A 25,784-nucleotide genomic window follows, 5' to 3' on the forward strand; every position below is an offset into this window, starting at 1 on the left:
ATAGGAATATAGACTATATGTCTAATTTTCTGATAAAAGTAATTTGGCCAAAAATAAAGTAATGCGGTTAACAAATAATCAATCCCCGAATCTACTTCCATATTTGGTCTACTAGCTTTAGGCACTGGTTTAACTCTTAAAGGAAAACTAAAAAAAATTTGAAGAAGAATCCAGGAGTCAGAATCAATACTTTGGCTCCTTTCGACTTCGCTTAGAGAAAACTTGCTTTATTTCAGCAATCTCAGACCACTAAGGGTAACTAATACTGTAGAACCTTCATGCCCAATTACGCCGATGGGTAGGTTGATATTTCCTAGAAAGTTGCCCACCAAAAGCAACATAATGAAACCCAACGCTACAAATATATTCTGTTTTACTATGATTTGCGATCGCCTACCTAAATGCATCGCCACGGCAATTTTTTCTAACCTGTCTGCCATCAGTACTATATCTGCGGTTTCTAATGCCACATCGCTACCAGATACTCCCATCGCTATGCCTACAGATGCTTGGGCTAGAGCTGGTGCATCATTAATTCCATCGCCCACCATTGCCACAGTTTGATATTCTTGCTGTAGACGGCGGATAACATCAAGCTTATCTTCTGGTAAAAGTTGAGCATATACCCGATCAATTCCTACTGCTTTGGCGACACTGTTAGCAGTTTCCTGATTATCCCCAGTTAACATGACAATTTGTTCAACTCCCAGTTTCTTTAACCGGGTAATGGTTGTGGCTGCTTGCGATCTTACTTCATCTGCGATCGCAATTACACCCATGACCTCTGCTATATTTCCCTGTGCTACCCAAACCACAGTTTTACCTTCTTGCTCCAAAGATTGAGCCATTTTTCGCAACTCTTCAGGTAAATTTGTCACATACTGCTGTATAAAAACAGCATTGCCTACAATTATTTGTTGTTCTTGAGCAATTCCCACAATTCCTTGTCCAGGTACGGCTTGCACTTGAACTGCACCAACCAAATCCAAATCACCCTTCGGGTTCAACAGTTTCGACTCGACGGGAACCGCCTTCGCAAAGCGTCTCGCAGAGAAGACTCGAACTGTTTCACCAGCCGCCTGCACAATTGCCTTACCAATGGGATGTTCTGAATAGGATTCCACAGTAGCGGCGGCTTTTAATACATCTGCTTGAGTGTATTCATTAACTGAAATTACCTGGAATACCTGCACCTGCCCTGTTGTTAGAGTACCAGTTTTATCAAATGCGATCGCTCGGACTTTGCCAATTTTCTCCAACTGCGCCCCATTTTTAAACAAAATCCCTTGTCTTGCACCGTTGGCGATTCCTGAAAGTAGTGTGGGCATAATTGCGGCCATCAGCGCACAGGGAGAAGCCACCACTAGGAAAGTAAGGGCGCGATAAATCGTCGTTTCCCAATCCCAACCCCAAAGAAACGGCGGTAAAGTTGCTAGTAATATCCCGGCTACTACAATGACTTTGGCATATCCTTTTTCAAAGCGATCAATAAACTCTTGCGAAGGAGGAGCTTCTGTCTTTGCCTGTTCTACCAAGCGAATCACACGCTGAATTAAACTACTTTGGGCTGGTTTGTGTACCTCAATCTGCAATGCACCATAGCCGTTGAGTGTGCCGGCAAATACTTCTTCGCCCACTGTTTTCTTTACAGGTAAAGACTCGCCTGTAATTGCAGCTTGATTAAGGGTGCTGTAACCAGATAAAATTATCCCATCAGTAGGAATTAACTCTCCGGGTTTGACGACAATTTCATTACCGACTTTTAGCTGAGTGATAGGAATTTCCTCTTCCTTACCCTGAAGCAAAACCCTTGCTGTATCTGGTGTCAAACTCATCAAACTCCTGATACTCCGCTCAGTTCGTTGCATGGCGTAGCCTTCTAGTGCGCCACTGATGGCAAAGATCAGAATCAAGATTGCCCCATCAATAATGAGATGATATTCTCTTCGCCATAAGCCGAGACTAGCAGCACCAATGGCGGCGACAATCATCAGCAAATCTACATCAAGTTCTTTTTCTTTGAAGAGGGTAGTTAATCCTTCCCGCGCACTTTCGTAACCACCAATTACATAAGCAGCTGGTAGCAGCAGGAATGCTAATCCCAACCAACCCAGATGCAAGGCGAACCATCCGAGAAATAATAGGAATCCACACAAAAGGGCGGCTACGGAATCTGCGTGTTCTCTGGTGAATTGGCCCAAACGTTGGGGGTAGAGCATGAGAGGTGAATTAATAAGGACTCTCTTAGGCTAAACCTTGACATTGATGTTAATGTCAAGGTTTATAATTAAAAACTTAGAGAAGGCAAAGGTTCTAAGTTTAAATGTAAGTAGAATAATTTTGTAAATTTGAAAAAAAGGTGATTAATAATCAATTAATATCTATTGCTCTATTTGCAGGAGCTTTTGGTCTAGATTTAGGTATAGAAGAAGCAGGTTTTTATACTGTTAGTGTAGTTGAAATAGATGCTGATGCAACAAAAACTATTGTTCTGAACCGCCCCTATCTTTCTGAAAGTGCTGTACCACGGGATATTAGACAGGTGTCAGCACAAATATTGCTGGAAGAAGGAGGGCGTGTTTTAAAACTTGGTAGACCTCTTTTACCTGGGGAAGTAGACCTAATAACAGGAGGGCCGCCCTGTCAACCATTTAGCACAGCAGGAAAGCGTGGTTCTGTTATAGATCCACGAGGAAGTTTATTTATGGACTTCATTCGTATTGTTCAAGAAATTCAACCTCGCTTTTTTTTAATGGAAAACGTCAAAGGATTACTTTCATCGCCTATTCGGCATAGACCTCATAATAAAAGAGGTGCAGGATATCCTCCTTTAGAAGCAGATGAAATGGAGGGTGCAGCTCTTCAGGCTGTACTAACTGAAATGAAAGCAATTGGTTATAAAGTTGCTCCTAGTCTGGTAGAGGCTGCTGATTATGGTGTACCACAAACGAGAGCAAGAGTAATATTTATTGGTTCACAAAAGAGTGAAATTATAAGTTTGCCTAAACCTACTCATGATAGAAATGGCTTAAAAGGAGTTCCGATATGGCTAACTCTTAGAGATGCTCTTGTTAATTTATCTGACCCAAAACCAGAATATGTTCCTTATTCCAAACAACGTCTAAAATATATTTCCTTATTAAAAGAAGGTCAAAATTGGAAACATTTGCCAGATGAATTAAAGCCTGAAGCAATGGGAGGTGCTTACAAATCTGGAGGTGGGAAGGTTGGATTTTATAGAAGATTATCTTGGGATAAACCCTCTCCTACTGTGACAGCAAGCCCCCATCAAAAAGCTACAGATATGTGTCATCCAGTTGAATTACGACCTCTCAGCATACGCGAATATGCAAGAATTCAAACCTTTCCTGATAATTGGGTATTTTATGGTTCTGTAGCATCTAGATATAAACAAATAGGTAATTCTGTTCCAGTTAAATTAGCTTATGCTATAGGCAAACACTTATATAAATTAATTAAAGATGAGAAATTACAATCAACAAATTATGAACAAATTTCATTTTTTGAATTTGAACAGTTCAAAAACTTAATCGAATTAAAACAAGGAAAAGATAAAGTGTCAGAACAATTTCATGAAATGTTAGCCTACGCACTGAAAAATGAGGTAGATTTTACACCTAAAAAAGCACGTTCTCTAGCTTCATACTTTGCAGATATAACAGATTTTTTGGAAGCTAAAGAAGAAAATATCAAAAACCTCAAAAGCATATCAGGTAAAAATGTTTTAAAGTTAACAGATGAAGAAATTATAAAATTGTCTTTATATAAAAAATCAGGTTTTTTATCAGCAGAGCTTACTGTAGCCGAAAATTATTTAGCAGTTATTAGTAGAGTATTCACTCAAAAACAATTAGATATGGTTAGAAGTTTATCTTTAAAGCATTTAAATCCTAACCCGTTTTTAATTAGAGCGCTTAATTTAGATACTCCAGACGAAGTTGTGAGATTAAATGTTTACATGGCAGCTACTAGGTCAATTGTTACATCTATGGGATTCTTTATAGAAGACCTGTTAGTTACCAGTTCTGACACTGTTGAAAAAGCTCCTAAGAAATCAGGATGGGATTTAGTTAAAACTAGCGGTGATGGAGAGAAAAGTTGGCTGCAAATAAAAAGTGGCCCTAACAATATGGATAAAGACCAAGTAGTTTACTGGGCTGAAAAAATTCAAGATAAGGTGAAAGAAGGAGATAAAGCCTATATAGGATTTACTTATGGTAAAAGAACAACTAGAACAGTGACAATTGGTCTCTTAAAACAAATACTACCTGATTGGGAAATGCAAACTTTGATTGGTAAAGAACTTTGGAATTTCTTGAGTGAAGACCCAGATTACAGTTCTAAATTATTTGAAGTTTTACGTAAATCAGCACATCAAGTACTTCATCAAAATTCTCTTTCTGAAGAGATAGATAGTTGTGCAACGAGAGTAACTGATGAATTTATCCAAGAGTTTGGAGATGGTGTTCAGGGGGTGTCGAATTACATTAATAGTATTTTTTGAAGCTAAAGTTTAAATAGTAATAGCTAGTATCATTATGAAAAAGTATACAAAGTAAAATCATAAAAAACTTGATTTTCTAGATGTCTACTAACTTAAGGACTCCATCTTAATATCCTAAATTTGTGGAAATCAAAAGTAGCGATCTGACAATTAAGCAATTAACGCACTTGGTAGGCGGCGGTTTAACTCCGCGCATGGTGCGCCATTACCATCAATTGGGGCTGTTACCGCAACCAGTGCGATCGCCTAGCAATTACCGTCTCTACACCAAAAAAGATGTTCTGCGTTTGCAACGGATTGTAGCACTTAAGCAGCAAGGGTTTCAGCTAAACCATATCCGCAATATTTTGGAGGTGGAACCAGAGGCTGACACAACTATTAACTTGATGGGACAACTCCAGCAGCAATATCGAGCGGTGATGCAACAAATTTCTCAACTGCGACAAACTGCATCAGCATTAGAAGGATTATTGGGGCGCGATCGCCATTGTCAAATTATGCAGGCGGAAGTTTTGGCGCAACTCAAGTTACTTGATGTCGAAACTCAAGCTGGATTGGGGGGATTGGAAAATCTCTGGAGTGGCTTAGATGCAGAAATTCATACGCACTCGGAAGCTTTTTCAGAATCGCTACAACGCTTACTACCTGATTTATCTCACCGTTCGGAAATTGAGCAACACTTAATTTCTCAGTTGGTTTTGGCTTGTGGCGATGTGAGTTTAGTGTCCTTTATTAAATTGAGTCCAGGTGCGATCGCAGCTAGTCGAAAAGCTTTATCTTCAAATTGTCAAATTGTTGTCGATACCCAAACGGTTGCTGCTGCTTTGGATCAAACCCGATTACTTCACTTGGGATGCCACATTGAAACCTTGATTGATAATCCCCATATTACCACCGCCACAGAAGCAGAAGTTGCTTTTTGGGAGCATCGAGAATGGCGAGAAAAATTGCAGCAAGTAAGTAAGGGTTGTGTCCTAGTAGTTGGTTATGCTCCCTCGGCTCTTGTAGAAGTTTGTGAGGCGATTAGCAACCAGAAAATTCAGCCTGCATTAGTAATAGCAATGCCCATTGGCTTTAGCCATGCTCCCGCAGCCAAGCGACAACTGATGCAACAAGAGATACCTTTTATTACAGTTGCAGGCACTTTGGGAGGTGGCGCTTTAGCTGCTACTGCTCTGAATGCCTTGGTGGAGTCATTGATTGATAAACCAGATTGTCATTGTTATCTCAATCAAAGTAATTCATAGGATAAATTATCAGTTTTTAGTAGCTCTAATCTTGCTGTTTTTGATAAAGAACATAAGATTTATTACGGTAAGCAACTGGCAGATATAGCTGATGTTGAATGCGAGTTACTAAATAGGAAGCGTGATATTTTCTGATTAGTGCCTTAGCCTGGTCAGTTGTCAAATTATTGTAGCCGTCTGTAAGTAGTTTTTCATTAAATTTAGTTAATGGATCGACCCCGTTAAAGTTACCACTCAAGTCGCGCATACGTGAAAACCATTCTAGTGTCCCAGCTTTAGTCTGAGCCATGAGTTTATATTTAGCAATGGTTGGACGCTCTGTCAGCCAGATGAAGTTAGCAAATTCAACCGGGGGGGATATGAATATGGCATTTTTTGAGGTGTTTTTTCGCACCCAAGCAGCCATATCTTTCCACTGCGGATCTACCTCCTGCACTTCGTTAGGAAAATTAAGTGTGGACTGAAAATATTTCTGAAAGTTATGGAATCCTTTGACAATGCTTATACTCAGTGCCAGACTACATAAAAATAACAACACTTTTTGTTGTTTTCTACTTGTGAAGATTTGATCCAAAGCACAGACAAACAAAAAGCAGGCATTGAGGTGCAACATTACGTCACCTACGCGGAAAAGGTAATACTGTAGCAAGCTTCCTTGAGAGTCGAATGGAGCAATGATTACTCCTAGTAAATATGGGATTAGACTGATCAGCGTGAACTCAAATAGTCCTATACGAGCTTCGTACTGTTGAAACTCTTGAGATAGCGCTTTCGTTGGACGATTGAACCAAAGGAAGCCAGCACTGCTCACAAGCATTACAAGAAAAAATATAGGAGTTACCCACCAATGTGCAGGCCATGATAAGGGATTCAGATGGTGGGGCATCCTAAGAAAGACATATATATAAGAAATCGGTATGGGGCTTATAGGGGTTGGATTGGACAACTCTTCGATTATCGCTTTTAGACCAAATACACTTGCTATCAGGTATAACGGAACAATAAACCCCAATTCTCGCATACTAGGAAAACGGGTTTTTCGTCTTAAAATCACCCACCCTAGTACAAACAGACTTGTATAACCGCCTACCAAAACATGGAATGAAGTTCCTAGCCCTAACAGAAAAGCCGTCAGGCGATAACGTTTCCTTAGCATGAACGCTATGGCCAACAAGACCATAGCATAAGCAAATATTTTTGTTTCTAGCGCTCCTATGATCCTTTCCCCAGCAGCAACACCTTGATTTCCTGAGAGGAACATTGCAACCGCCAACATCAGCAATAGCAAATTCAATCCTAGTTTTCGACCTATGAGTACTAGTCCCCAAGTTATCAAGCTATAGCAAAATAACCGTCCTATTATCGAACTAGCCAGAAACCCCAATTTTCCTATAATCCAGCCAAATAAAGTTTGGAACAACACTCGATAAACAGGTGGTTGGTTAACAGACCAATCTCCCGGAACCCAGCTAGGATCGGCAAACTGTCTTGCTAAAGGTAGAGCGTCAATATCATTTCTTGCCATGATATCAAAGAACAATTCCTTCAGACAGATTAATGCCAAGACTGCGATGATTTCTAATACTAGCCAAGCCGAATCTGCCAAAGCTGATTTTTTGTGTAGATTCTGTTGACTCATCTCTGGCAATTTCAACATCTTAAAAAGACCTAAATTGTATAATTATTACACTACTTAAGTAAAGTTAAGTAAAGCTTAAACTCGTGAACAGTCAACAGTTATCAAGCGTATAGTAGGGAGCTTAAAACAGTTATCAGTTAATTGTTTACTGATATAGTGGGTTACTTAAGCCCAATTATCTTAACTAATAACTGTTGAATTTGATACCAAACAACATATTTAATCTATTTATAGCGGTATCTCGTTTCAATGGATACTGAGTAGGGACACGGCAATACCGAGTCTTTGTGAGTATGTGTGTTAATTGGTGGTTAATTATTTCTCTGTACCTTACTCATGTGGGAATCGCTATATACTATCTTTATTATTTACTTAGCTAATTTTTCAAGCATGACCATCATTCAGTAATACGTAATTAAAGTATATACAATAACATGCAAGCACAAAATTTAGTTAAATAAATTTTGTCCAGCAAAGTAAAAAGAGTTAAAGTCAGACAAGGTATATAGTGACATAAATATTTACAATAACTGATAAGAAATATAACAGGGATGTATAATTAGCGCGTCTCCTGCATAATCCATAAAAAGATAATGATTAAGGCTGGCAGGCTTTCTATTTTTTACTTTAATAAGAGGCATATGTGGCAACAAGAAAAAAAAGATATTTCGATAGTCAGACTGGTATTATGGCTTACCTTAGCTACCACCCCTATGGCAGCAAGTTTACTGGTGTCAGAACCCATGCTGGCACAATCTAAACCTGAAGCTCCCTCTTTTACACTGCCGCAAGCAGTGCAGAATGGAGCGACAGTGAGGATTGATGGTTCAAGTAGCTTGGGTGCAATTAACCAAAGCCTGAAAGAAAATTTTGAAAAACAGTTTTCTGGCGCCAAGGTTGAAGTTGCTGCTAACGGCACTGATACGGCACTGAAAGAATTGCTAGATGGCAAAATTGACATAGCAGCAATGGGGCGTGGGTTGACGCCAGCAGAAAAAGCCCAGGGACTAGAGCAACTTCGCTTGCGCCGTGAGAAGATTGCGATCGTGGTTGGTGCAGATAATCCTTTCAAAGGAAACTTGACTAGTAGGCAATTCGCCCGGATTTTCCGGGGGCAAATTACAAACTGGTCACAATTAGGAGGCCCTCCAGGGAAGATTCGCTTAATCGATCACCCTAACACAAGTGAAACTCGCAATACTTTTCGGACTTACCCAGCCTTCAAGACTGCTGAATTTGCTACAGGGCCCAATGCTACCCAATTAACTGAGGATAATACCGCAGAAATTATCAAACAACTGGGCAAAGACGGCATCAGCTATGTATTAGCTAATGACGTGTCAAAATTGAAAGGTGTGCGAGTTCTGCGATTAGATAAAGCCTTACCAGATGATGAGAAATATCCCTTTTCGCAACCTTTAGTCTACGTTTACAAAAAAAATCCGAGTTTAAGCACAGTAGATTTTCTCGGCTTTACCCTTGCAGATCCAGGAAAGAAGGCTATAGAACAAGGTAGAACTGCCGAAGCAGAGGCGATCGCAACCAACGTATTACAACCTGTCACGGCTTCCTCTGGTGTCCAGACGACACCTGCTGCTACGCCTTCCCCTAGTGCAACTACTTCTGCATTTGCTGAACAGCCATTTGTGGCTCCTGCTACTGCACAACCCAGTCCAATTATCAATAGAGAAACACCATTTTGGTTGCTCCTACCTTTGTTTTTTACTCCTGTAGCTGGAGCGTTCCTATGGTGGGTTTTGGGAAAACGCCCATTGTCTACTGAAAAAATAGACAACTTACCAGAATCAGATCCTCGTCCACCCAGCACAGAAGATGGAGAAATGGCAGTCCTCAACGCCAGCACATCTTCCTCGATTAACGGAGCAATGCTTGAGCAACAGCCAGTGCCGCACTTGCAAGAGCAAGAAAGCTCCGATCGCACTCCTTTCAACATCTATGCTCAAACAGAATCTGACCTGACCCAGAATGCTACTCAAGGGACATCAAATTTAGTTCGAGAGGAAACTAATGGCACCTCTAACTCCTATGAAGACACAACATCAGGCGTAGCTAATGGCTCAGAAAATAACAACTTAGGAGCAGCAGCTTTAACTAATGGTGCGGCTCTAGCAACTGGTATCGGAGCGGCTAGTTGGCCTGCCTTTAACAACAAAGAAACAGAAACAGATGCAATTACTGAGACAGATAATCAAGGTAATTATACTGAAGCGAACAATCCTGAGTCTGATTCTGATGAAATTACCTGGGATTCTGATGAAATTGAATGGGACATAGAAGCCCCAGCAGCTGTAGTAAATACTTCATATCCTCATCTGCTTAATATTCCAGAATCTGATGTAGAACTGCCTTTATCTGAAGAGACAGCCCCACTCCCAGACTTACCAGATGTGCCAGAAATAACATCAGATTTTGCATACTGGGACACAGAAATTAATGAAGATCACATAGATGAGCAACTTCAGGCAGAATTGAACTGGCTAGAGAGTATTACCTCAACTGAAGATACAGACTCAGTAGATGAATTGCCCTCACTAGACTCTGAAGAATCGACAGCCAATCTAGAACCATCAACGGCACAAACATCCTCACTGCTCGATTTGCCAGAATTATCAGAAGAAGATGTATTCAATGTGATAGCGGACGCTGCTGAACCCACTGTTAATTTGCCAAAGGAGGAATCTCAAGCAGAGCCTATTGTTGAAGAAAGTATTGCTGAAACTGACTCCGCAGCTTTAGCGGGTGCTGCGGTAGCAGCAAGCATAGGAATTGCAGGCTGGACTACCATTTCTGGATCAAATCCTCAAAGAGAAACTGATACTACGGTTGAAAATGTGCCAATCGCGGCCGAAACAACTGTTGATTTGATAGATGCAGAAGAAGAGAGCAGTATTTTGCTCATACCCCATACTTCTACATCGGTTCATGTTTCTTGGGAGATTTCCGAACTCAAGAAAGCAGCGTTGCGCCAACAGGGTGGCTCTCAATTGGTAGTGCAACTGTATGATGCAACTGGGATTGACTTGAGTTATCAAAGTCCTCAGTTTGTCCAGCAGTATGAATGTGACGAGACAGCACACGATCGCTTTGTGGAAATTCCCATTAGCGATCGCGACTACATAGCTGAAATTGGTTATATTGCTGATGGCAATCGCTGGTTGTTCATCGCTCGTTCAGCGATCGTTCGTGTCTTCAGTCCAATCCTTCCAGATCCCGTAGTTGATCATGTAGCGATTAGTGATGAAACAGATATTCACTTGCTAGATGCCCAAGAAGAGATCAGTGAAGAAGAGAGCAGTATTGTCCTCACACCGCATACTTCTACATTGGCTCATGTCTCTTGGGAGATTTCCGAAACCAAGAAGGCAGCGTTGTACCAACAGGGTGGCTCTCAATTGGTAGTGCGGCTCTATGATGCAACTGGGATTGACTTGAGTTATCAAAGTCCCCACCTGGTGCATGAGTATGAATGTGACGAGACAGCACACGATCGCTTTGTGGAAATTCCGATCAGCGATCGCGATTACATAGCTGAAATTGGCTATGTCGCTTATGGCGAGTACTGGTTGTTCATCGCCCGTTCAGCGATCGTTCGTGTCTTCAGTCCAGTGGCTACAGATCCCATAGTTGAAGATGTAGCATTAGCAAACGAAACACCTATTGTTCATAGAAATTCCACCGTTGAAGATGTAGCCTTAGCAAGCGAAACACCTGTTGTTCATACAGATTCCAGCGTTGAAGATGTAGCCTTAACAAGCGAAACACCTGTTGTTCATACAGATTCCAGCGTTGAAGATGTGGCCTTAGCAAGCGAAACGCCTATTGACTTGGTAGATGTCCAAGAAGAGAGTAGTGAAGAGGAAAGCAGTATTTTGCTCACACCCCGCACTCCTAAATGGGCTTATGTCTCTTGGCACATTTCCAAGGCTCAGAACGAAGCACTGCGACAACAGGGCGGCTCCCAATTGGTAGTACGGCTCTATGATGTGACAGGGATTGACTTGAGTTATCAAAGTCCTCAGCTTGTACAGCAGTATGAATGTGAAGAAGTAGCACGCGATCGCTTTGTGGCTATTCCCGTCAGCGATCGTGACTACATGGTTGAAATTGGTTATATCGCTAGTAGCGATGCCTACGGCGGTGAACTACGTTGGTTACTCATAGCCCGTTCACCTAATGTTCGGGTTTTCAGCCATTCCCACGAAGATTTTTGGTTTGTAGCAGATGCTGAGTTGATTATTCACGGAGCAACCCAACCAAATACAAGCGTAAACATTGGTGGCCATTCCATCAAAATCAAACCTGATGGTACTTTCCACCTACGTCTTCCCTTTTCAGATGGTTTAATGGACTATCTCATAACGGTAGCTGCTGATGGGGAATCCACTAAAACTATTCATAAAAAGTTCTCTCAGGAAACTTCCGAAAGCTAGTAATTTCCTAAATTATCCCCTCGAACCCCAATACGGTTCGGACAAGCTCTTGAGGCAGGGGAGGGAAGAGAGTTATTAAGCAATTTCTCTCCCTCTGCTCAAAAACAGCTCGTTTCAACAGATAACTTTGTTAACCGAACCGTATTGAGAGGTAAAGAAGAGAAATTTAAAAACTGATTTACTCCTCATAACTAATAGTGGACAAAGTTCAAAATTCAAAAAACCTTTGGGCCAGGCAATGGAAGAGATGAGCTTATAGTATCAATTGAAAACAATTAATCACTGCCAATTAGTTTGCCGTTAAATACCTGCTAATAATTTAGGAGAGTTATTTACAGATAATTTTAATTTTGAAATCCTCTCTGCCTTATGACTTTCCTGAAACCATCTCCACTTGGCGCGCAAAAAAATACACGTACAGTCGGACGAAGTTTCCAGCCAATATTTTTAATTATATTTACTCTAGTGATGCTGACGGGAATCAGCGTTCGTTTGGCATACTTGCAAATTATTGAAGGAGCAAGCCACCGAAAACGAGCCGAGTCAAATCGAATTCGGATGATCCCCAAACAACCAGAACGAGGCAATATTTTTGATCGCAATGGCAAACTTTTAGCCAGTACTCGCTATCCCCGCTCTGTATATCTGTGGCCGATGGCACATACCAAGCCAGCATGGTCAGTTGTGGGAGCGCGTCTATCTCAAATTCTCGAAATTCCCCAAGAAGAGATGGAAAAGAAACTAGAAGAGGCAGGTGCTAACTCTTCTTCACTCATACGGATTGCTCGTGACTTGAACGAAGCACAAATCACAGCATTAAAGGAGTATCAAAGCGAACTTAAAGATGTAGAAATTTCTACAGAAGCCGTTCGTTACTACCCCCACGGCAAGGAATTAGCACATGTATTAGGCTATACGCGAGAACTAACCGCCGAGCAGTTAAAAGAAAAGAAACAGGAAGGCTACAGATTGGGTGATGTGATTGGTCAAATGGGAGTTGAAAAAGCTTATGAGAAAAGTCTGCGGGGCGAATGGGGCGGACAGCAAGTAGAAGTGGATGGTGCAGGTCGGCCGCTCCGGGTTTTGGGGGTGAAACAGGCAAAGGCTGGTAACGATTTGCACTTGACTATAGATTTAAATATGCAAAAGACAGCAGAAAAAGCTTTAGGCGATCGCGACGGTGCGATCGTGGCACTTGACCCAAAGAATGGTGCTGTTTTAGCAATGGTATCTCACCCCACCTTTGATCCAAATATTTTCTCGAAACAGAAACTTAGCCAAAAAGATTGGGAAACTGTACAAGGTGCCGATCATCCCTTGGTTAATCGCGCCCTCAGTGCCTTTCCACCCGCTAGCACCTTCAAAATTGTTACCACCACAGCCGGGTTAGAATCAGGTAAATTTTCTCCTAGCACAGTTTTGCAAACCTACGGTTCCTTAAACTTTGGCGGCACGCGATTTGGTGAATGGAACCACGCCGGATTCGGCCCATTGGGTTTTGTCGGTGCATTACAGTGGAGTAGTGATACCTTCTTCTATCAAATTGGTCGCGGAGTCGGCGGCCCAACTTTAATTGAATGGACTCGTAAGTATGGATTTGGTAAAAAAACTGGTTTTGAGTTTGCCAACGAAGAAGCAAAAGGTTTAGTGCCAGATGAAGCATGGAAGCAGAAAGCTTGGAAGATACCTTGGACTGTAGGCGATAGCATTAATATGTCAATTGGTCAAGGTGCTTTACAAACTACACCTTTGCAAGTCGCCATTATGTTTGCCGTGCCTGCTAATGGTGGCTACCGAGTCCAGCCACATTTGCTTAAAGACAATGAAGAGGCAAAAAGCTGGCGAGAATCTTTAAATATGAAGCCGACAACCATAAGTATTCTCCGTCAGGGACTACGGAAAGTAGTAGCTGAAGGTACGGGTAAGGCTTTGAAGCAGCCAACAGTTCCCCCAGTCGCTGGTAAGAGTGGCACTGCTGAAGCGTGGAAGGGGCGTGTTAAGCAAAATCACGCTTGGTTTGGAGCCTATGCACCTGCTGAACAGGCAGAAATTCTGATTGTGGCATTTGCTGAACATTCTGGTGGCGGTGGTGGTAGCATTGCTGCGCCGATGATTTTACAAATTATGGAAGAATATTTTCAGCGCAAATATCCAGGTAAGTATCAGAAACCCGCGCCTGATGAGTTAAAACAAAATACTCAAAATTCAGAAAACAGGCGCAGAAACTAGGAAGAGGCGAGATAAGGGTAATTCAAAAAAACTACCCTTACGGATAATACCGAGATGCGATCGCACGCTATATGCTTATGAAGATTACCAAAAAACGATTTATTCAAGGATATCTACTGAAATGAAAAATAAGTTACTTGCATTAATTTTTGCGATCGGACTCATCCTCATCGGAAGTATTGTATATAGTCCACAGCCATCCTCTCAAGCTCTAGCTCAACAGAGGACGAAGATAATACCTGTGGGGCCGGGAGCTCACAAGTGTAGGTTTTTTACAATCAGATCTAGAAAGAGGTAAGACTTGGAAGACTTGGGGGGAAAGTAGACAAGGAAGCTTTTTTACGCCAGAACCATTCATTGAGATTAGGAAGTATTGGCAGCAGCAGCAGATGTACTGTGGTAGGGTTGTGGAAACAAACCAGTTAAAGAAATAGCCTTGCCGTTAAGTAAGTCAGCAAGAATATGAATTAAACCTTGAAGAAAACAAGAAATCTTACAAACAGTTTTTTTGGGAATATCTTGTTTTTTGTCCAGATGATTTGGAGAAAGTTCTTTCGATAAATTATTTAGGTAATGTGGCTCTATATCAGTGCCAATTGTTATAGTCCAAAGGGTAGCTACAGCCATAGCTAACCATACCCTTTCGGCTCTATTTGGTTCTCGTAAACGAGTTTTATGCCACTGCCAACCATCACTTTTGATATCCCGATAACTACACTCAATCCAAGAACGTAAAGAATACCAGAGAGCATCCCCTTGTTGGGGTAGTAAATCCGTGACAATTAACCAAGGATCTTTGTAACCTTCATCCCAACGGGCAAGTATTGTGCAATTGAGTGGATTAGTTTTAAAACAGGTGACTATTCCAGACCAACTCGTCCCTGTTTTTTGTACTAGTTTATCTAAAAACTGCCATTCGGTCTCTCCTCTAATTTGATATGTTCCAGTATAATTAATTCGTAAAAAAGGATGCCAATTCAAAGCGCAAATTGCGTCAAACAACCAGTCAGCATAGAGTCCTCTATCTGCTGAAACAACGACTTGCATTTCCGGAGGAACAACATCTTTCAATGATTGGAATAATTGCTGCCAATGAGGTTTCCAAGCTCCTTTTTCTGTTCCTTTGACAATTTTCCAAGCTACAGGAATGCCGCAACCCCGATAGAGAACATGAACAGAAAGAACCGTGAAGTGTTGTCCAATATTAGTGCTATCTACCGCAAGAGGAAGCCATTTTTCTTCACTGTTCCACATACTCAAAATCCATTGGAGTAGGGGAGCAAAGCACTTAGTTACATCTATAGCAGTTCTTTTTTTTCCTGTTTTGGCATCTGCTTCTTGATACCATTCTTTTAGTCTTTGTCGAACTGCATTAGTGTTCTCTTGATTAAGCCTGCCGATAAATTCTGAGACTCTGGTTAGACTACTTGAGCCTGTCATTACTATCCCAAAGCTCCAAGTAGCTAAACCTGCTACTTCTGGCAAAGATAGATCAGGGAAATGATAACTAACAATTTTCGCCCATTCTTTGAGATACTTATTCTTTAGCATTCTTCAACCAATTAACCAATCTTCTGGTTGATTAATCATCTTGACTAATCCGCTTAATACTTGATTATATGCACCAGATAAATTTTTTTCCTCTTCTATCGATAAATACTGATATCTGAGAGCAAACTTCAGCCAAACCTGGGTTTCTGCTGCTTCTGCTTCACATTCGTTTAATTTAGCGATAAATGAGGCTTTATATCTTCTTTTTCGCCAAGCCTCTGCTAAGTTGGCACAAACTGAGCGAGATGAACGACGAATTTGGTCTGTAAGAGAGTATCTTTCTTCCTCTGGGAACCGTTTTGATATCTCAAAAATAGTTATAGCTGCCTGAAATGCTTTTTGGTAGATGATTAAATCTTCGTGGGTTATAATTTTTCTGCGTTCTTCCTCCTTGTCCACTTTCCCTCCTTGTCTACCTAGTCTTACCTCATTCTAGATGTTTTTTGTAAAAAACCTACACTTGTGAGGGGGCCGGGAGTTGGAGCAAAGGGTAGGGTACAACCAATCGATAAGGGAATCCCTGTGCAGTTTGAATGTCAGAGCCTATCCACCTACACCTACTACAACATCTTTTTAGATAAAAAGAATTTTGGGCAGTTGGGAGCAAGTACAGGTTCTCTGAGTGACCCAATCCCTCTTCCTGTAGGAAAACGAGAACACTTGTTCACCTTCAAAGACGGCAACACTGATGAAGAAGTGGATAGCGTTATGGTAAAAGTGAAATAGGAGCAGTCTTACCAGTGAATTTGTAAGTAGATTTAGCACTGTCAGATCCGAATTGCGCTTTTAACCTTCTTCCATAACTGTTTGATAGAGTGACATTTTGCAACAATACGGGCAATAAAGATTCAAGGTATCACTCAAAGTAATGGAAGAGGGTTAAAATTCAAGTTCATCATATATATCTAAGATGAGACGTTCTTATAGACAAGATGTGTTCGTCCTGTATATATCTTCCGCCTTTTTTTGGGCAAGTTTGACTTCCTCTGGTGGATTTCTAACATTTGTGAGATCAGCGCCATCAAGATTAGCACCTTTGAGGTTAGCATTCTCAAGGTCAGCATTAGTGAGCCTAGCATTCTTGAGGTTAGCATTAGTGAGCCTAGAATTCTTGAGGTCAGATCCTACGAGATTCGCTCCTTCGAGATTTGCCCCTTCTAGTTGAGCATTCATGAGTTTAGCACTATTGAGACAAGCATTCTTGAGGTTAGCTCCATCTAAGTTGGCACTTTTGAGAAAAGCTAGTTGGAACTTGCCATTTTCTGCTTGGAGATTTTGGAGAAAAGCTCCAGTGAGAATACTTTCCGTGAAATGAGCGCCGTTTAAGTTAGCTCCTTGGAGTTTAGCTCTTGTAAGATTACTAGCACTCAAATCAATAAACTTACTTTTATCTTTGGGATCTTCTTGTGTAATATTTCGTCGCTTAATTACTGTAAGGACAGCTTGAACATCTGCCTTAATATTTTGCTGTACTCCCGGTTGATCTTTTTTTTCTTGTTTTTGTAGGTTTAGTGTATTTTGTGTTGGAATTTTTGCTTTTTCTCGGACATAGAGGGTAAGAACTTCCATGACTGTCCAATAGTCATTTTGAGAATTATTAGCGATCCATTCCAGGGTATAAATACCACCTACAGAACCCACTAAATTCCTGTCGTTATTCTCTGCTGCCATTGCTTCAACTGCTTTTGAAAAACGCTCTGATACTAGTTTTTGTTTCTCTGAATTGTAGTTAAAATAAAGTCCAATTCCTGCGAAAACTGTAGCTAACAAGCCTAAACCAGATATCCAAGTTTTGATAACCTCCAATCTATAGTTTTGTTTTTCAATGTCAAACTTCTGATCTTTAGTCAAGTCATCTTCAGTAGTATTATATTTAGGCTGCTGATTAGACATATTAGACACTTTTTTAATCTACAAGATTGCCTCATCAAAATGTTGCTTTTATTGAGACACCTGAGTAGGTTTCAAATTTCTGGCTTTGTAGAACATTTCCAAACTATCGCGATCGCCTACAAAACGCCAGTGCCACGGTTCATAACTCACACCTTGAGCATTATCTTTAGGAAATGACATTTCAAAGCCAAAACGCGGTGCATTTGCTTGCAGCCACTGATAAGCCTTGGTATTGTCAAAGTTAGTTTGGAGATTAGTTGCTGGTACTGATCCGTCTCCAACATCCACAGCATAACCTGTGTGATGTTCGCTATGGCCAGGAGGAGCGCTGAAGGCAGCTCGTTGTGCTGGCGTTTGATTTCGTTGGGCACCGACAGCAAAAAACAACTGCTTCTGGTCTTTGACTGAGCGAAAGCCAGAAATTGGCACTAATATTACACCTGAACGCCGCGCTGCTGCTACCATCTCCTCAAACTTTTGGGCAGCAGGTTTTCGCATTCTAATGCCCCTGTTTGCGGAGATAGTTACTAGTTCTGACTCAGGGGCTTCTGGATATGGAAAATGCCCTAACACAGTATCGCTGGAATTATTAGCTGCTGGACTCGCAGGAGCAGAAGTAGCTGGTAAAGGTTGGGAATCGGCGGTTTTTTTAGGTGCAGTGACGAAATACAAAAAACCGCTAATTAAAGGCAGAAGGATAAATCCTGCAACTCCCCCAATCAGCCAAATTCGGGGTTGCAACCAAAATTTAGGTGTTGCATCAGGGGTATCGCGTACAGCCACTGGAATATCATCACCAAAGTCATTCGATGAGTTTTGCGGTTTTCCAGAAAACCCAGCCTTATTCAAGGGTAAACTCCTGTTTTTGTGGGATAACCATAACAGATTTTGCACTGGACAAAAGTAAACGTAACAGGTAGCATTTTACATCTGTGGTTCTTAGGCACAATCTTGACAAACCTTTTAGAACTATACGTCAAGCTGGGAGGATTAGTCCTGGTAGGTTTTATTCTGGGACGCAAACTTCCTGTAACAGTTCCTACACGTTTGGGACAGTTTCTTTTTTGGGTGGGAGTACCCATCAGCATAGTATCGTTTTTGCGTCAATCTAGCTTGTCGGGGCAAATTTGGATTGCACCTGCGATCGCTTACCTCGCCATTTTACTGGGAGCATTTTTAGCTTGGTTAGGGATTAAAGGACAAGCCTATTTTAGAAATACTGTCCCCCAACCACCAACTCAGGCTAGCTTGATATTAGCAGCAATGTTGGGTAATACAGGTTATCTTGGTTTTCCCATCACCTTAGCAATACTAGGCAAGGAATACTTTGCTTGGGCGCTATTTTACGATTTGTTAGGTTCATTCCCAGGAGCTTATGGCTTGGGTGTTCTAATAGCAGCCCGTTTTGGTGGCGGTATGCAGAATCGTTGGCAGATTATTAAGGCCATTTTAATTAATCCTGCCCTATGGAGTTTCGGATTTGGCTTGCTGGTTCGAGAAGCGACAATTCCTACAGTAATAGAATTCTGCTTGGAGAAATTTGCTTGGAGTAGTGTAGCTTTATCTCTAGTGTTAATAGGAATGCGGTTAGGGCTGCTCAAATCTTGGCGTAGCCTACCACAAGCAGGGATCAGCTTGGGAATCAAAATGCTGTTAGTTCCTTTGATATTGGGCAGTATCTTACCACTGTTTGGATTAACTGGTTCCACAGCAAAAGTAATTGTCTTACAAATGGCAATGCCTCCAGCTTTTGGCACACTGGTAATTGCTGAGACTTTCAATCTTGATCGCGATCTGGCAGTTACTGCTTTAGCTGCTGGGACTATACTATTGCTGCTTACTCTCCCACTTTGGCTGTGGCTATTTTAGATTTAATTAGACTGTAGCAATAAGTTCTTTTTTTGCATTCAGTAACTTTTCTACAGTGTAATTAAGTGATGAAACTTTTTTGAAGATATACCTGAAAATCACTACACTCATCTTAGGAAGCATGAAGTTATTTTGGATTAGCATAAGCCAAACTATTCGGTAGTTGTTAATCAATAAGTTCGGCGCATGTTTCCGCTTTGCTCATGATGGCTATGCATCCTGTACTGGATGCTGCCCATAATATGGCAAAGCCTCTGACCAATTAGGAAATTTGCCCTCTTGCCAATCGAGATTAGCTAATTCCAAAATACTTGTCACCGTCGCTGCTAATCCAGATTGAGCTTGAATCAACTGATAACTAGTGTTCCAATTCGCTAAAGTTTCCTGCCATGCTTCTGGTGTCAACACTCTATCTGACAAACACACTTTTAGTTTAGAAATATCTGACTCAAACTGATAAATAGCAGCAAAAATTTGACCTCGTTGTGCTGGCATTTCCACAGCAATAGTTTTGGAATTTTGACTTTTGCCAGCTTCTGCCCAAGCTACGGCAGCCAAAGTTGAAATTGCAAATACAGGAATATCTAACTGTTGCCCTAAAGTACGAGCAGTAACAACGCCAATTCGAGTTCCCGTAAAGCCGCCAGGCCCTTTTGCAACTGCGATAAAGGAAAAATTCGCCCAAGTTTGTGGTTTGATAAATTCAATTAAGTATTGATGCACTAAGCTAGATAAATCACGCCCTAAATTCCAAATTTGAGAGCGATTTTCACCAGCAAAGTTACTAATTGCCAAACCTAATTCTGGTGTGGTGGTATGTAGTGCTAAAGCGTATTTATTTATTGCAAGGTCTTCTAGTTCCGTTGTCAAAGTTATTTCAAATATCTATTCTTATAGAGTAAGCGTAATTTATTCAAGCATAAATCAGAATGCGATCGCAAATGTTCGCTTGCTGTTGACTCTCTAATAGGACTTACGCACACTCTACGAATTCTCGGCGCTCTTGGCGTCTTGGCGGTTCGAGAAATTAAGCTTTTTAGCAATTTTTGCGTAAGTCCTATCTAAGAGCGATCGCGGCTAGGATGGGGGATTCTGATTACCGCCTTGCTGTCTCAGTAGATAGTCTAAAACTCGGTCAATTCGCTCCAAGGCAGCACCCGTAGTAAGTTGAAACTCCCGAAATTGAGATTTTTGTTCCTCAAAGCTTCGGTCAAGCTTTAGCATGAGTGCTTCTAATCGCTCAGTTCGTGCCTTTGTTTCTTCTATTTCACTGCCTGCCTTTGTAAATAGGCGTTGCGTGTGAGTAATAAAACTATCAACCCTATCAGAAACTTGGTCAACTTTTACCCCTACCTGATCAATACGTGCCCCTAGTTGATCGAGGTGAGATTGGGTACGGTCTTGTTTGATCGTCAACTCATCGAGGTGAGATTGGGTACGGTCTTGTTTGATCGTCAACTCATCAAGCCGCCTGCCTGCTGATTCTGCGTAGCTAGCAGTAGACACTAGCAATCGCTTAACAGTTTCGAGTTCATCTTCTACATGGTCTAGTCGCTGTGCGTTGGTCATACTGTTTTCTCTTGGCTAGCTTTTTTATCTTTTGCGATCGCTTTCCTGACATCTCCTCCCTTTACCATGAATTCGCTGATAAATAAAATTTTATTACAGTAGTTTTCATGTATTTGAACCACATCTGACATAAGGGCACAGCATTGCTGTGCCCCTACCGCCTGTCTATTTACCTGAAAATAGCTGTAAGATACACCAATCATTTTCTGTCAAGTCGGCACTAATTCACCAGGACGCAACTTCGACCATTTACCCGTTTCTCGCTTAAAGCTCAAACAACCAACAACATCCCATTCCATTTCAATGACATCATCTTTAGTCCGAATGTTGACATTGATAGAAGGTTCATTCGGATCAAAACTTGGTGTTTCGGTCAAGTGAGGCTGTTGGTGCTGCCCTTCTACGGCATGATAGGTAACACATCGGTCTACATAGTGGCAATTCACGCAAATACACATAATAGAACCAACTCCAGGGGCCTTTATTGTTAATCTAACGTAAGCCCAACTGTTATTCATGAGTTGCTGGGTTGATTTTTATTACAATGCTTGAAGAAGAATTCAGAATTCAGGAGTCAGAATGGGCTAAACGCCCCGCTACCGCTAACAGGAGCGGAGCAAGGAAAGTCTGCCTTCGGTCAAAATTAACAGCGTGGGGGATTCAAACCCGCCATTGACAGCGTAGCCTCTACTTTTCTCTCTAAGATGCTACTCGTAGCTTGCTTTACCGTAGGAGTACACAATCTAAAATCTAAAATCCAAAATCCAAAATGGTATTAGCTCCCGAAAATTGGCCTTTTAGCTTGGAATTTCTGCCACAACCCGCTTACATGGTAGGTGGCGCTGTCCGAGATGCAATCCTTGGCAGAACTCGCGGATATCTGGATTTAGATTTTGTTATACCATCTAAGGCAGTAAAGGTAGCCAGAGCGATCGCTCATCATTACAAAGCTGGTTTTGTGTTACTCGATGCAGAACGACAAATTGCGCGTGTGGTTTTTCCCCACGCTACGGCTGACTTTGCCCAGCAGGAAGGAGATAGTATAGAAGTTGATTTGCACAGACGGGATTTTACAGTAAATGCGATCGCTTATAATCCCCATACGCAAGAAATCATCGATCCTCTGCAAGGTTATGCAGACTTGCAACAGGGCATTTTGCGAATGGTATCACCTGCAAACCTAGAAGATGACCCTTTGCGGTTAATGCGAGGTTATCGCCAAGCCGCCCAACTAGGTTTTACTATTGAGCCAGCTACCCAAGCCGCAATTCGTTCTTTGGCATCACATATCAGCAAAGTTGCAGCCGAACGAGTTAGGGTAGAAATTGGCTATCTACTTAGCAATTCTCAGGGTACTCCCTGGATCACAAGTGCTTGGGAAGATGGTTTACTTGCCCCTTTTTTCAAAAATGCCACCCGTGAAAGCTTGCTCAAACTAGCAGCAGTTGACGAAGCAGTTGCCTTACTTACAGAAAATTGGCAACAATTAGGGGCACAACTACAAGAATATGTCCGCGATAGTATCAAAACCACTTGGTTAGGTATTGCTAAACTTGCTTGTCTTGTCAACCCAGTGCCAGAGTTAGCAGAAATAGAACTACAGGAACTAACTTATAGTCGTGCCGAAATCCGGGGTGTAACCACTGCCTTGAAACTGTTACCGCAGCTTCAAGTAGTCGATATGTCTTTGCGAGAACAATACTTTTTCTTTCATGAAGCAGATATTGTATTTCCCGCGATGGCAGTCTTAGCTGTAGCACTTGATATTTTGGTAGAGGCGATGTCTGGTGACAAGCCACTACACACAGCAGTGGAAACCAAAGCAAAACGCTGCCTTATTTGGGCAGCTTTGATCAACCGCTACCTGAACCCTGATGATCTGGTCGCTCATCCTACTCCACTAGTGAGCGGGAAGGAGTTGATTATAGCATTAGATATTCCAGCATCGCCAATTATCGGCCAACTCTTGAGCGAAATTGGCGTAGCACAAGCTGAGGGGAAAGTTTCAACAGCAACAGAGGCGATCGCTTATGCACGTCAGTTATGTAAACTACCCCACCTGCCTAGCGGCTGAGGTGCGATCGCCTCTGTTGCCCTAAGAATATCAAGTAACGTTAGTTGCACCAACCGCCATAACTTCAGACCATTGACTCACATGGTTGTCATCTAAGACCGCTCGGACTCGATAACCAAGCTGAATTTTATGGGTCAGCAAGATTAATTCACGGTTAAGAAGTCCAAGTGATTTTTGGTTTTCATTAGATGCAGCTTGGATACGAAAGCAGCGATCGCTTTGACGTCGCAATTTTGGAGACTTGCCTTCCATAAGCACCGCTTGTAGTTCGTATTCTTTAGCTTCGGGATATGGTTGCCAGCAAAGTTGCCAGTAAGTTGACCAGCGAATTAACTCTGTAGGTAATTCCTTGACCTCATCCGACAATGTAGAAGTAAGTCCGGTGACTGGAGGTTCTACCACCTGAAGCTGATTAGAAGTGATGTCAGCATTTACAGGGTCTATAAATCCAGGTTTCCCAACCTTCTGTGCGGCTATAGATGAACCGTCATCAAGACTTAGCATCAGTCCGAATATCAAAGTAAACAGCAAAATCAATCGTAGGCATTGTAATTGCACTAGCGGCAAGATTTTCAGATTCATAATTATGCAAAAGTTATTGCTTACCACTCCACAGATGAAATCGTGTTGCCGTTGTCAGCATAGATTATTCGAGAACCGATAGCCGTTCTCGGAGCTACTGTAGAATTAAAGACTGCGCTTTTTTGCCCAACTGCTGATCTCCTGCCAATGATTGAGCGGAATATAACGGAGTTGGGTGCTAGCCCTACGGAATCATCTACCCTGGTTTCAGGGCCATCAGCAACACCATTGACAACTTGTCTACCGCCATGAACTAGAACACGAGGCCCATAGCCAATATTATCACCAAGAGTCAGGCTAGTTGTTTCTAAAGCGTGAAAGACAACATCGTTTGCCATCCCAGCAATTTCCCCGACATTAAAAGGTTGACCCTCATCAGCACGCAGGGAAATTCCATTACCTATTTTCTTAGTCAGGGTTGCGAAAGAATCTTCCAGAACGACATTGCCGATGATGCGGTTACGGAAGGTAAAATCGCGAGTTACAATCCCACCTATCTGCGGCAAACCTCCGGGGTTAAAAGCGGTGACTGGAGCGAAATTTATGCCTTGTACATTTGACAAGTCTGTTCTGGCCAATTCTGTGTAACCTTTGGCAAATGCTTCATTGACTTCAATGATGCCTTCAAGCAATGCAACGTCGGCTTCTGTCAGGTTTGCCACTTTCCCCAAGCTACTATTGGTAGCTTCTAGGTTCGTTGTGACGTTTTTACCTGGCAGGACAACTTTACCAGCAGGTAAGGTAACACCAGGGCCAACCCGCGAGAGAAAGTTGACTACCGTGTTGCTTTCTATAGTTGCACCATCTACTTCACAGTTGAAGCTGAGAAATGTCTCTGGAATATCGTTGTTGAACTGAGTATGGGTAATCGGGTTGCTAAAAGGCCCGGTTGAGCCTTGAGTACCGATTTTGGCTGCACCTTTGATAGTGGCCATGTGTGCCATAATGACTCGCGGCCCAATATCCACTCCCGTTCCCGAAGCTATAATTCTCACTTGGTCTTGGACGTTAGAATCATCCGCGATGCTAATGGGGGCAATAGTAGCGTCTAACTCGGCAAATGGCGCTACGTAGACTTTTTCACCCAAGCGAATTTTTCTTGGATTGATGATTCTCGCAGTTGGATCAAGGAAACTAGCTGACTCTGACGGTGCTGTACTTGGGCATATAGGTAGGTTATGTGAAGTTGGATTACACCCCCCAAAAGAAGCAATTGCGGGTTGGTTATTCACCTGTGTACCTATGACAAGCGTCAGAATAATTGCAGCTAAGGCGCTAAAAATTGCGCGAGGTTTGAACATAAAAAACTCCTCACGGTGTTTGAAATATTTGGTTACGGCAGAATCGGAGTTAACGAGTTAGAGATATAGTCAGGTGGGGAGTAGCGCAGGAATTACCAAAAAATCACAATTCCTTACTCTTGATTCTCAAGATAAATCTACTCAGAACTTTTTCTAGCCAAAGGTCTAAGCATTCCAAAAACCCGCCAAGTTGAAAAATTTTAGTGGGCTATAAAGGTGGAAGCTGTAATTGTGGTTGTTGCTGAAGCAACCGCCTCATTGTAGACTGTCTGCCAAGCTTCTGGCCCAGCAGTGGATTGTCCATAGGCTTGTGTGCTAAATGCTAACGTTAAGCCAAATGCAAGTAGACCGAATAATATGGTGCGACGTTTAAACATTATTCCTCCATACTTAATAATTCACCGAGTTAGTTTGGCAAGGTAAACCGAAGAGATAAAGGAATAAACCTTTAACTTTTCCTTTTGCCTATAACCGTCAGTTTTGGCTTGATGAAATATTATTGCTGTCAACTAGCATCCTACCATACCACTAATTGCTGTTTAATACTAAAGCTTTTGATATTGATAAAAGCTATGTTGAGCATAAGACTGTTACCCAAGATTAACCAGAAGGAGTCAGAAGACAGATTCAGAATATCCCATACGGAGAGACAGCAAAAAAAGATACCAGCCATGTTTTAGGATTATTGGTTACACCTCTTGCATAAATCAAAAATAAAGAACCCCACCCCGCATTTGAGTAAAGCAAACGCTCCCCTCCCAAAGAGCCTACGGTGTACACACAAGTATGACCAGCACTATGTTTCAATTCTAGTAGTTTCGTAAGGTGCGTTATAGACACGCCGAAATAACAAA

Annotated in this window: 21 protein-coding genes and 1 pseudogene; 9 read left to right on the forward strand and 13 right to left on the reverse strand. The window is 41.8% G+C overall.

Translation table 11 applies throughout. The features are described 5' to 3' along the window. Positions 1-81 precede the first annotated feature (81 nt). Entirely contained in the window at positions 82-162 is an 81-nt protein-coding gene (locus CDC33_RS41580; protein WP_109012451.1) for a PEP-CTERM sorting domain-containing protein, read from the forward strand. Positions 163-227: 65 nt separating this feature from the next. On the opposite strand, the gene CDC33_RS05295 is transcribed toward CDC33_RS41580, so the two are convergent. Then, the gene (locus CDC33_RS05295) at positions 228-2,219 is read right to left on the reverse strand and encodes a heavy metal translocating P-type ATPase (protein ID WP_109007601.1); all 1,992 of its coding nucleotides are present in this window, start codon (positions 2,217-2,219) and stop codon (positions 228-230) included. 140 nt (positions 2,220-2,359) lie between these two features. Between CDC33_RS05295 and CDC33_RS40200 the strand changes: the two are divergent. The 3 genes and pseudogenes from CDC33_RS40200 to CDC33_RS05310 form a co-directional block, all read left to right on the forward strand. Further along, positions 2,360-3,526, forward strand: a pseudogene (locus CDC33_RS40200) (DNA cytosine methyltransferase); the annotation flags it as partial. Between the two features lie 72 nt (positions 3,527-3,598). After that, positions 3,599-4,525, forward strand: coding sequence for a PmeII family type II restriction endonuclease (locus CDC33_RS40205; protein ID WP_109012452.1), 927 nt, complete (start codon positions 3,599-3,601; stop codon positions 4,523-4,525). 128 nt (positions 4,526-4,653) lie between these two features. Then, complete coding sequence (locus CDC33_RS05310; RefSeq protein WP_109012453.1) at positions 4,654-5,772, forward strand: precorrin-8X methylmutase; 1,119 nt, start codon at positions 4,654-4,656, stop codon at positions 5,770-5,772. A gap of 25 nt (positions 5,773-5,797) precedes the next feature. Here the strand turns inward: CDC33_RS05310 and CDC33_RS05315 are convergent, their stop codons facing one another. Then, a complete protein-coding gene (locus CDC33_RS05315) occupies positions 5,798-7,411 on the reverse strand; it encodes a DUF6798 domain-containing protein (protein ID WP_146195777.1) in 1,614 nt (537 codons plus the stop codon). Positions 7,412-8,124: 713 nt separating this feature from the next. On the opposite strand from CDC33_RS05315, the gene CDC33_RS40210 reads away from it, so the two are divergent. Both CDC33_RS40210 and mrdA read left to right on the forward strand, forming a co-directional pair. Further along, positions 8,125-11,862 carry a DUF4912 domain-containing protein gene (locus CDC33_RS40210; RefSeq protein WP_244919147.1) on the forward strand — a complete coding sequence of 1,246 codons (3,738 nt, stop codon included), beginning with the start codon at positions 8,125-8,127 and terminating at the stop codon, positions 11,860-11,862. Between the two features lie 369 nt (positions 11,863-12,231). Continuing rightward, positions 12,232-14,091: a penicillin-binding protein 2 gene (gene mrdA, locus CDC33_RS05335; RefSeq protein ID WP_109007603.1), complete on the forward strand. Its 1,860-nt coding sequence runs from the start codon at positions 12,232-12,234 to the stop codon at positions 14,089-14,091. Between the two features lie 363 nt (positions 14,092-14,454). On the opposite strand, the gene CDC33_RS05340 is transcribed toward mrdA, so the two are convergent. Beyond that, complete coding sequence (locus CDC33_RS05340) at positions 14,455-15,642, reverse strand: transposase (protein WP_109007604.1); 1,188 nt, start codon at positions 15,640-15,642, stop codon at positions 14,455-14,457. A 3-nt stretch (positions 15,643-15,645) separates the two neighbouring features. Then, positions 15,646-16,041 (reverse strand): four helix bundle protein, encoded by a 396-nt coding sequence (locus CDC33_RS05345; RefSeq protein ID WP_109007605.1) that lies wholly within the window; start codon positions 16,039-16,041, stop codon positions 15,646-15,648. A 123-nt stretch (positions 16,042-16,164) separates the two neighbouring features. Between CDC33_RS05345 and CDC33_RS05350 the strand changes: the two genes are divergently transcribed. Continuing rightward, positions 16,165-16,368, forward strand: coding sequence for a hypothetical protein (locus CDC33_RS05350; protein ID WP_146195778.1), 204 nt, complete (start codon positions 16,165-16,167; stop codon positions 16,366-16,368). A gap of 195 nt (positions 16,369-16,563) precedes the next feature. On the opposite strand, the gene CDC33_RS05355 is transcribed toward CDC33_RS05350, so the two are convergent. Both CDC33_RS05355 and CDC33_RS05360 read right to left on the reverse strand, forming a co-directional pair. Further along, positions 16,564-17,535 carry a pentapeptide repeat-containing protein gene (locus tag CDC33_RS05355; protein WP_109007607.1) on the reverse strand — a complete coding sequence of 324 codons (972 nt, stop codon included), beginning with the start codon at positions 17,533-17,535 and terminating at the stop codon, positions 16,564-16,566. Positions 17,536-17,583: 48 nt separating this feature from the next. Further along, the gene (locus CDC33_RS05360) at positions 17,584-18,384 is read right to left on the reverse strand and encodes a M15 family metallopeptidase (RefSeq protein WP_109012455.1); all 801 of its coding nucleotides are present in this window, start codon (positions 18,382-18,384) and stop codon (positions 17,584-17,586) included. A 102-nt stretch (positions 18,385-18,486) separates the two neighbouring features. Here CDC33_RS05360 and CDC33_RS05365 point away from each other — a divergent pair, with 102 nt between their 5' ends. Further along, positions 18,487-19,404 carry an AEC family transporter gene (locus CDC33_RS05365; protein WP_109012456.1) on the forward strand — a complete coding sequence of 306 codons (918 nt, stop codon included), beginning with the start codon at positions 18,487-18,489 and terminating at the stop codon, positions 19,402-19,404. Between the two features lie 210 nt (positions 19,405-19,614). Here the strand turns inward: CDC33_RS05365 and tsaB are convergent, their stop codons facing one another. From tsaB to CDC33_RS05385, 4 genes are all read right to left on the reverse strand, one after another. Continuing rightward, entirely contained in the window at positions 19,615-20,274 is a 660-nt protein-coding gene (tsaB, locus tag CDC33_RS05370; RefSeq protein WP_109007608.1) for a tRNA (adenosine(37)-N6)-threonylcarbamoyltransferase complex dimerization subunit type 1 TsaB, read from the reverse strand. A gap of 207 nt (positions 20,275-20,481) precedes the next feature. Further along, positions 20,482-20,973 carry a 6-aminohexanoate hydrolase gene (locus CDC33_RS05375; protein ID WP_109007609.1) on the reverse strand — a complete coding sequence of 164 codons (492 nt, stop codon included), beginning with the start codon at positions 20,971-20,973 and terminating at the stop codon, positions 20,482-20,484. Continuing rightward, positions 20,970-21,176 (reverse strand): hypothetical protein, encoded by a 207-nt coding sequence (locus CDC33_RS05380; protein WP_109007610.1) that lies wholly within the window; start codon positions 21,174-21,176, stop codon positions 20,970-20,972. The genes CDC33_RS05375 and CDC33_RS05380 overlap by 4 nt, the downstream gene beginning before the upstream one ends. Before the next feature lie 6 nt (positions 21,177-21,182). Continuing rightward, positions 21,183-21,431, reverse strand: coding sequence for a Ycf34 family protein (locus CDC33_RS05385; protein WP_109012457.1), 249 nt, complete (start codon positions 21,429-21,431; stop codon positions 21,183-21,185). 311 nt (positions 21,432-21,742) lie between these two features. Between CDC33_RS05385 and CDC33_RS05390 the strand changes: the two genes are divergently transcribed. Beyond that, positions 21,743-23,047: a tRNA nucleotidyltransferase/poly(A) polymerase-related protein gene (locus CDC33_RS05390; protein WP_109007611.1), complete on the forward strand. Its 1,305-nt coding sequence runs from the start codon at positions 21,743-21,745 to the stop codon at positions 23,045-23,047. Positions 23,048-23,077: 30 nt separating this feature from the next. Here the strand turns inward: CDC33_RS05390 and CDC33_RS05395 are convergent, their stop codons facing one another. From CDC33_RS05395 to CDC33_RS05405, 3 genes are all read right to left on the reverse strand, one after another. Next, the gene (locus CDC33_RS05395; RefSeq protein ID WP_109007612.1) at positions 23,078-23,629 is read right to left on the reverse strand and encodes a hypothetical protein; all 552 of its coding nucleotides are present in this window, start codon (positions 23,627-23,629) and stop codon (positions 23,078-23,080) included. A gap of 20 nt (positions 23,630-23,649) precedes the next feature. Then, positions 23,650-24,930 (reverse strand): LbetaH domain-containing protein, encoded by a 1,281-nt coding sequence (locus tag CDC33_RS05400; RefSeq protein ID WP_109007613.1) that lies wholly within the window; start codon positions 24,928-24,930, stop codon positions 23,650-23,652. Positions 24,931-25,130: 200 nt separating this feature from the next. Continuing rightward, complete coding sequence (locus CDC33_RS05405; protein ID WP_244919148.1) at positions 25,131-25,307, reverse strand: hypothetical protein; 177 nt, start codon at positions 25,305-25,307, stop codon at positions 25,131-25,133. Positions 25,308-25,784 lie beyond the last annotated feature (477 nt).

The organism is Nostoc commune NIES-4072, assembly GCF_003113895.1.
Taxonomy (GTDB): Bacteria; Cyanobacteriota; Cyanobacteriia; order Cyanobacteriales; family Nostocaceae; genus Nostoc; species Nostoc commune.

Excerpts from the sequence above, each read along its gene's own strand:
- CDC33_RS05405 (WP_244919148.1), bottom strand. The coding sequence starts at position 25,307 with ATGTTTAAACGTCGCACCATATTATTCGGTCTACTTGCATTTGGCTTA.
- CDC33_RS05385 (WP_109012457.1), bottom strand. The coding sequence starts at position 21,431 with ATGTGTATTTGCGTGAATTGCCACTATGTAGACCGATGTGTTACCTAT.
- CDC33_RS05380 (WP_109007610.1), bottom strand. The coding sequence starts at position 21,176 with ATGATTGGTGTATCTTACAGCTATTTTCAGGTAAATAGACAGGCGGTA.
- CDC33_RS05400 (WP_109007613.1), bottom strand. The coding sequence starts at position 24,930 with ATGTTCAAACCTCGCGCAATTTTTAGCGCCTTAGCTGCAATTATTCTG.
- CDC33_RS05375 (WP_109007609.1), bottom strand. The coding sequence starts at position 20,973 with ATGACCAACGCACAGCGACTAGACCATGTAGAAGATGAACTCGAAACT.
- CDC33_RS05295 (WP_109007601.1), bottom strand. The coding sequence starts at position 2,219 with ATGCTCTACCCCCAACGTTTGGGCCAATTCACCAGAGAACACGCAGAT.
- CDC33_RS05315 (WP_146195777.1), bottom strand. The coding sequence starts at position 7,411 with ATGAGTCAACAGAATCTACACAAAAAATCAGCTTTGGCAGATTCGGCT.
- CDC33_RS40210 (WP_244919147.1), top strand. The coding sequence starts at position 8,125 with ATGGCAGCAAGTTTACTGGTGTCAGAACCCATGCTGGCACAATCTAAA.
- CDC33_RS05390 (WP_109007611.1), top strand. The coding sequence starts at position 21,743 with ATGGTATTAGCTCCCGAAAATTGGCCTTTTAGCTTGGAATTTCTGCCA.
- mrdA (WP_109007603.1), top strand. The coding sequence starts at position 12,232 with ATGACTTTCCTGAAACCATCTCCACTTGGCGCGCAAAAAAATACACGT.
- CDC33_RS05395 (WP_109007612.1), bottom strand. The coding sequence starts at position 23,629 with ATGAATCTGAAAATCTTGCCGCTAGTGCAATTACAATGCCTACGATTG.
- CDC33_RS40205 (WP_109012452.1), top strand. The coding sequence starts at position 3,599 with ATGTTAGCCTACGCACTGAAAAATGAGGTAGATTTTACACCTAAAAAA.
- CDC33_RS05355 (WP_109007607.1), bottom strand. The coding sequence starts at position 17,535 with ATGTCTAATCAGCAGCCTAAATATAATACTACTGAAGATGACTTGACT.
- CDC33_RS05340 (WP_109007604.1), bottom strand. The coding sequence starts at position 15,642 with ATGCTAAAGAATAAGTATCTCAAAGAATGGGCGAAAATTGTTAGTTAT.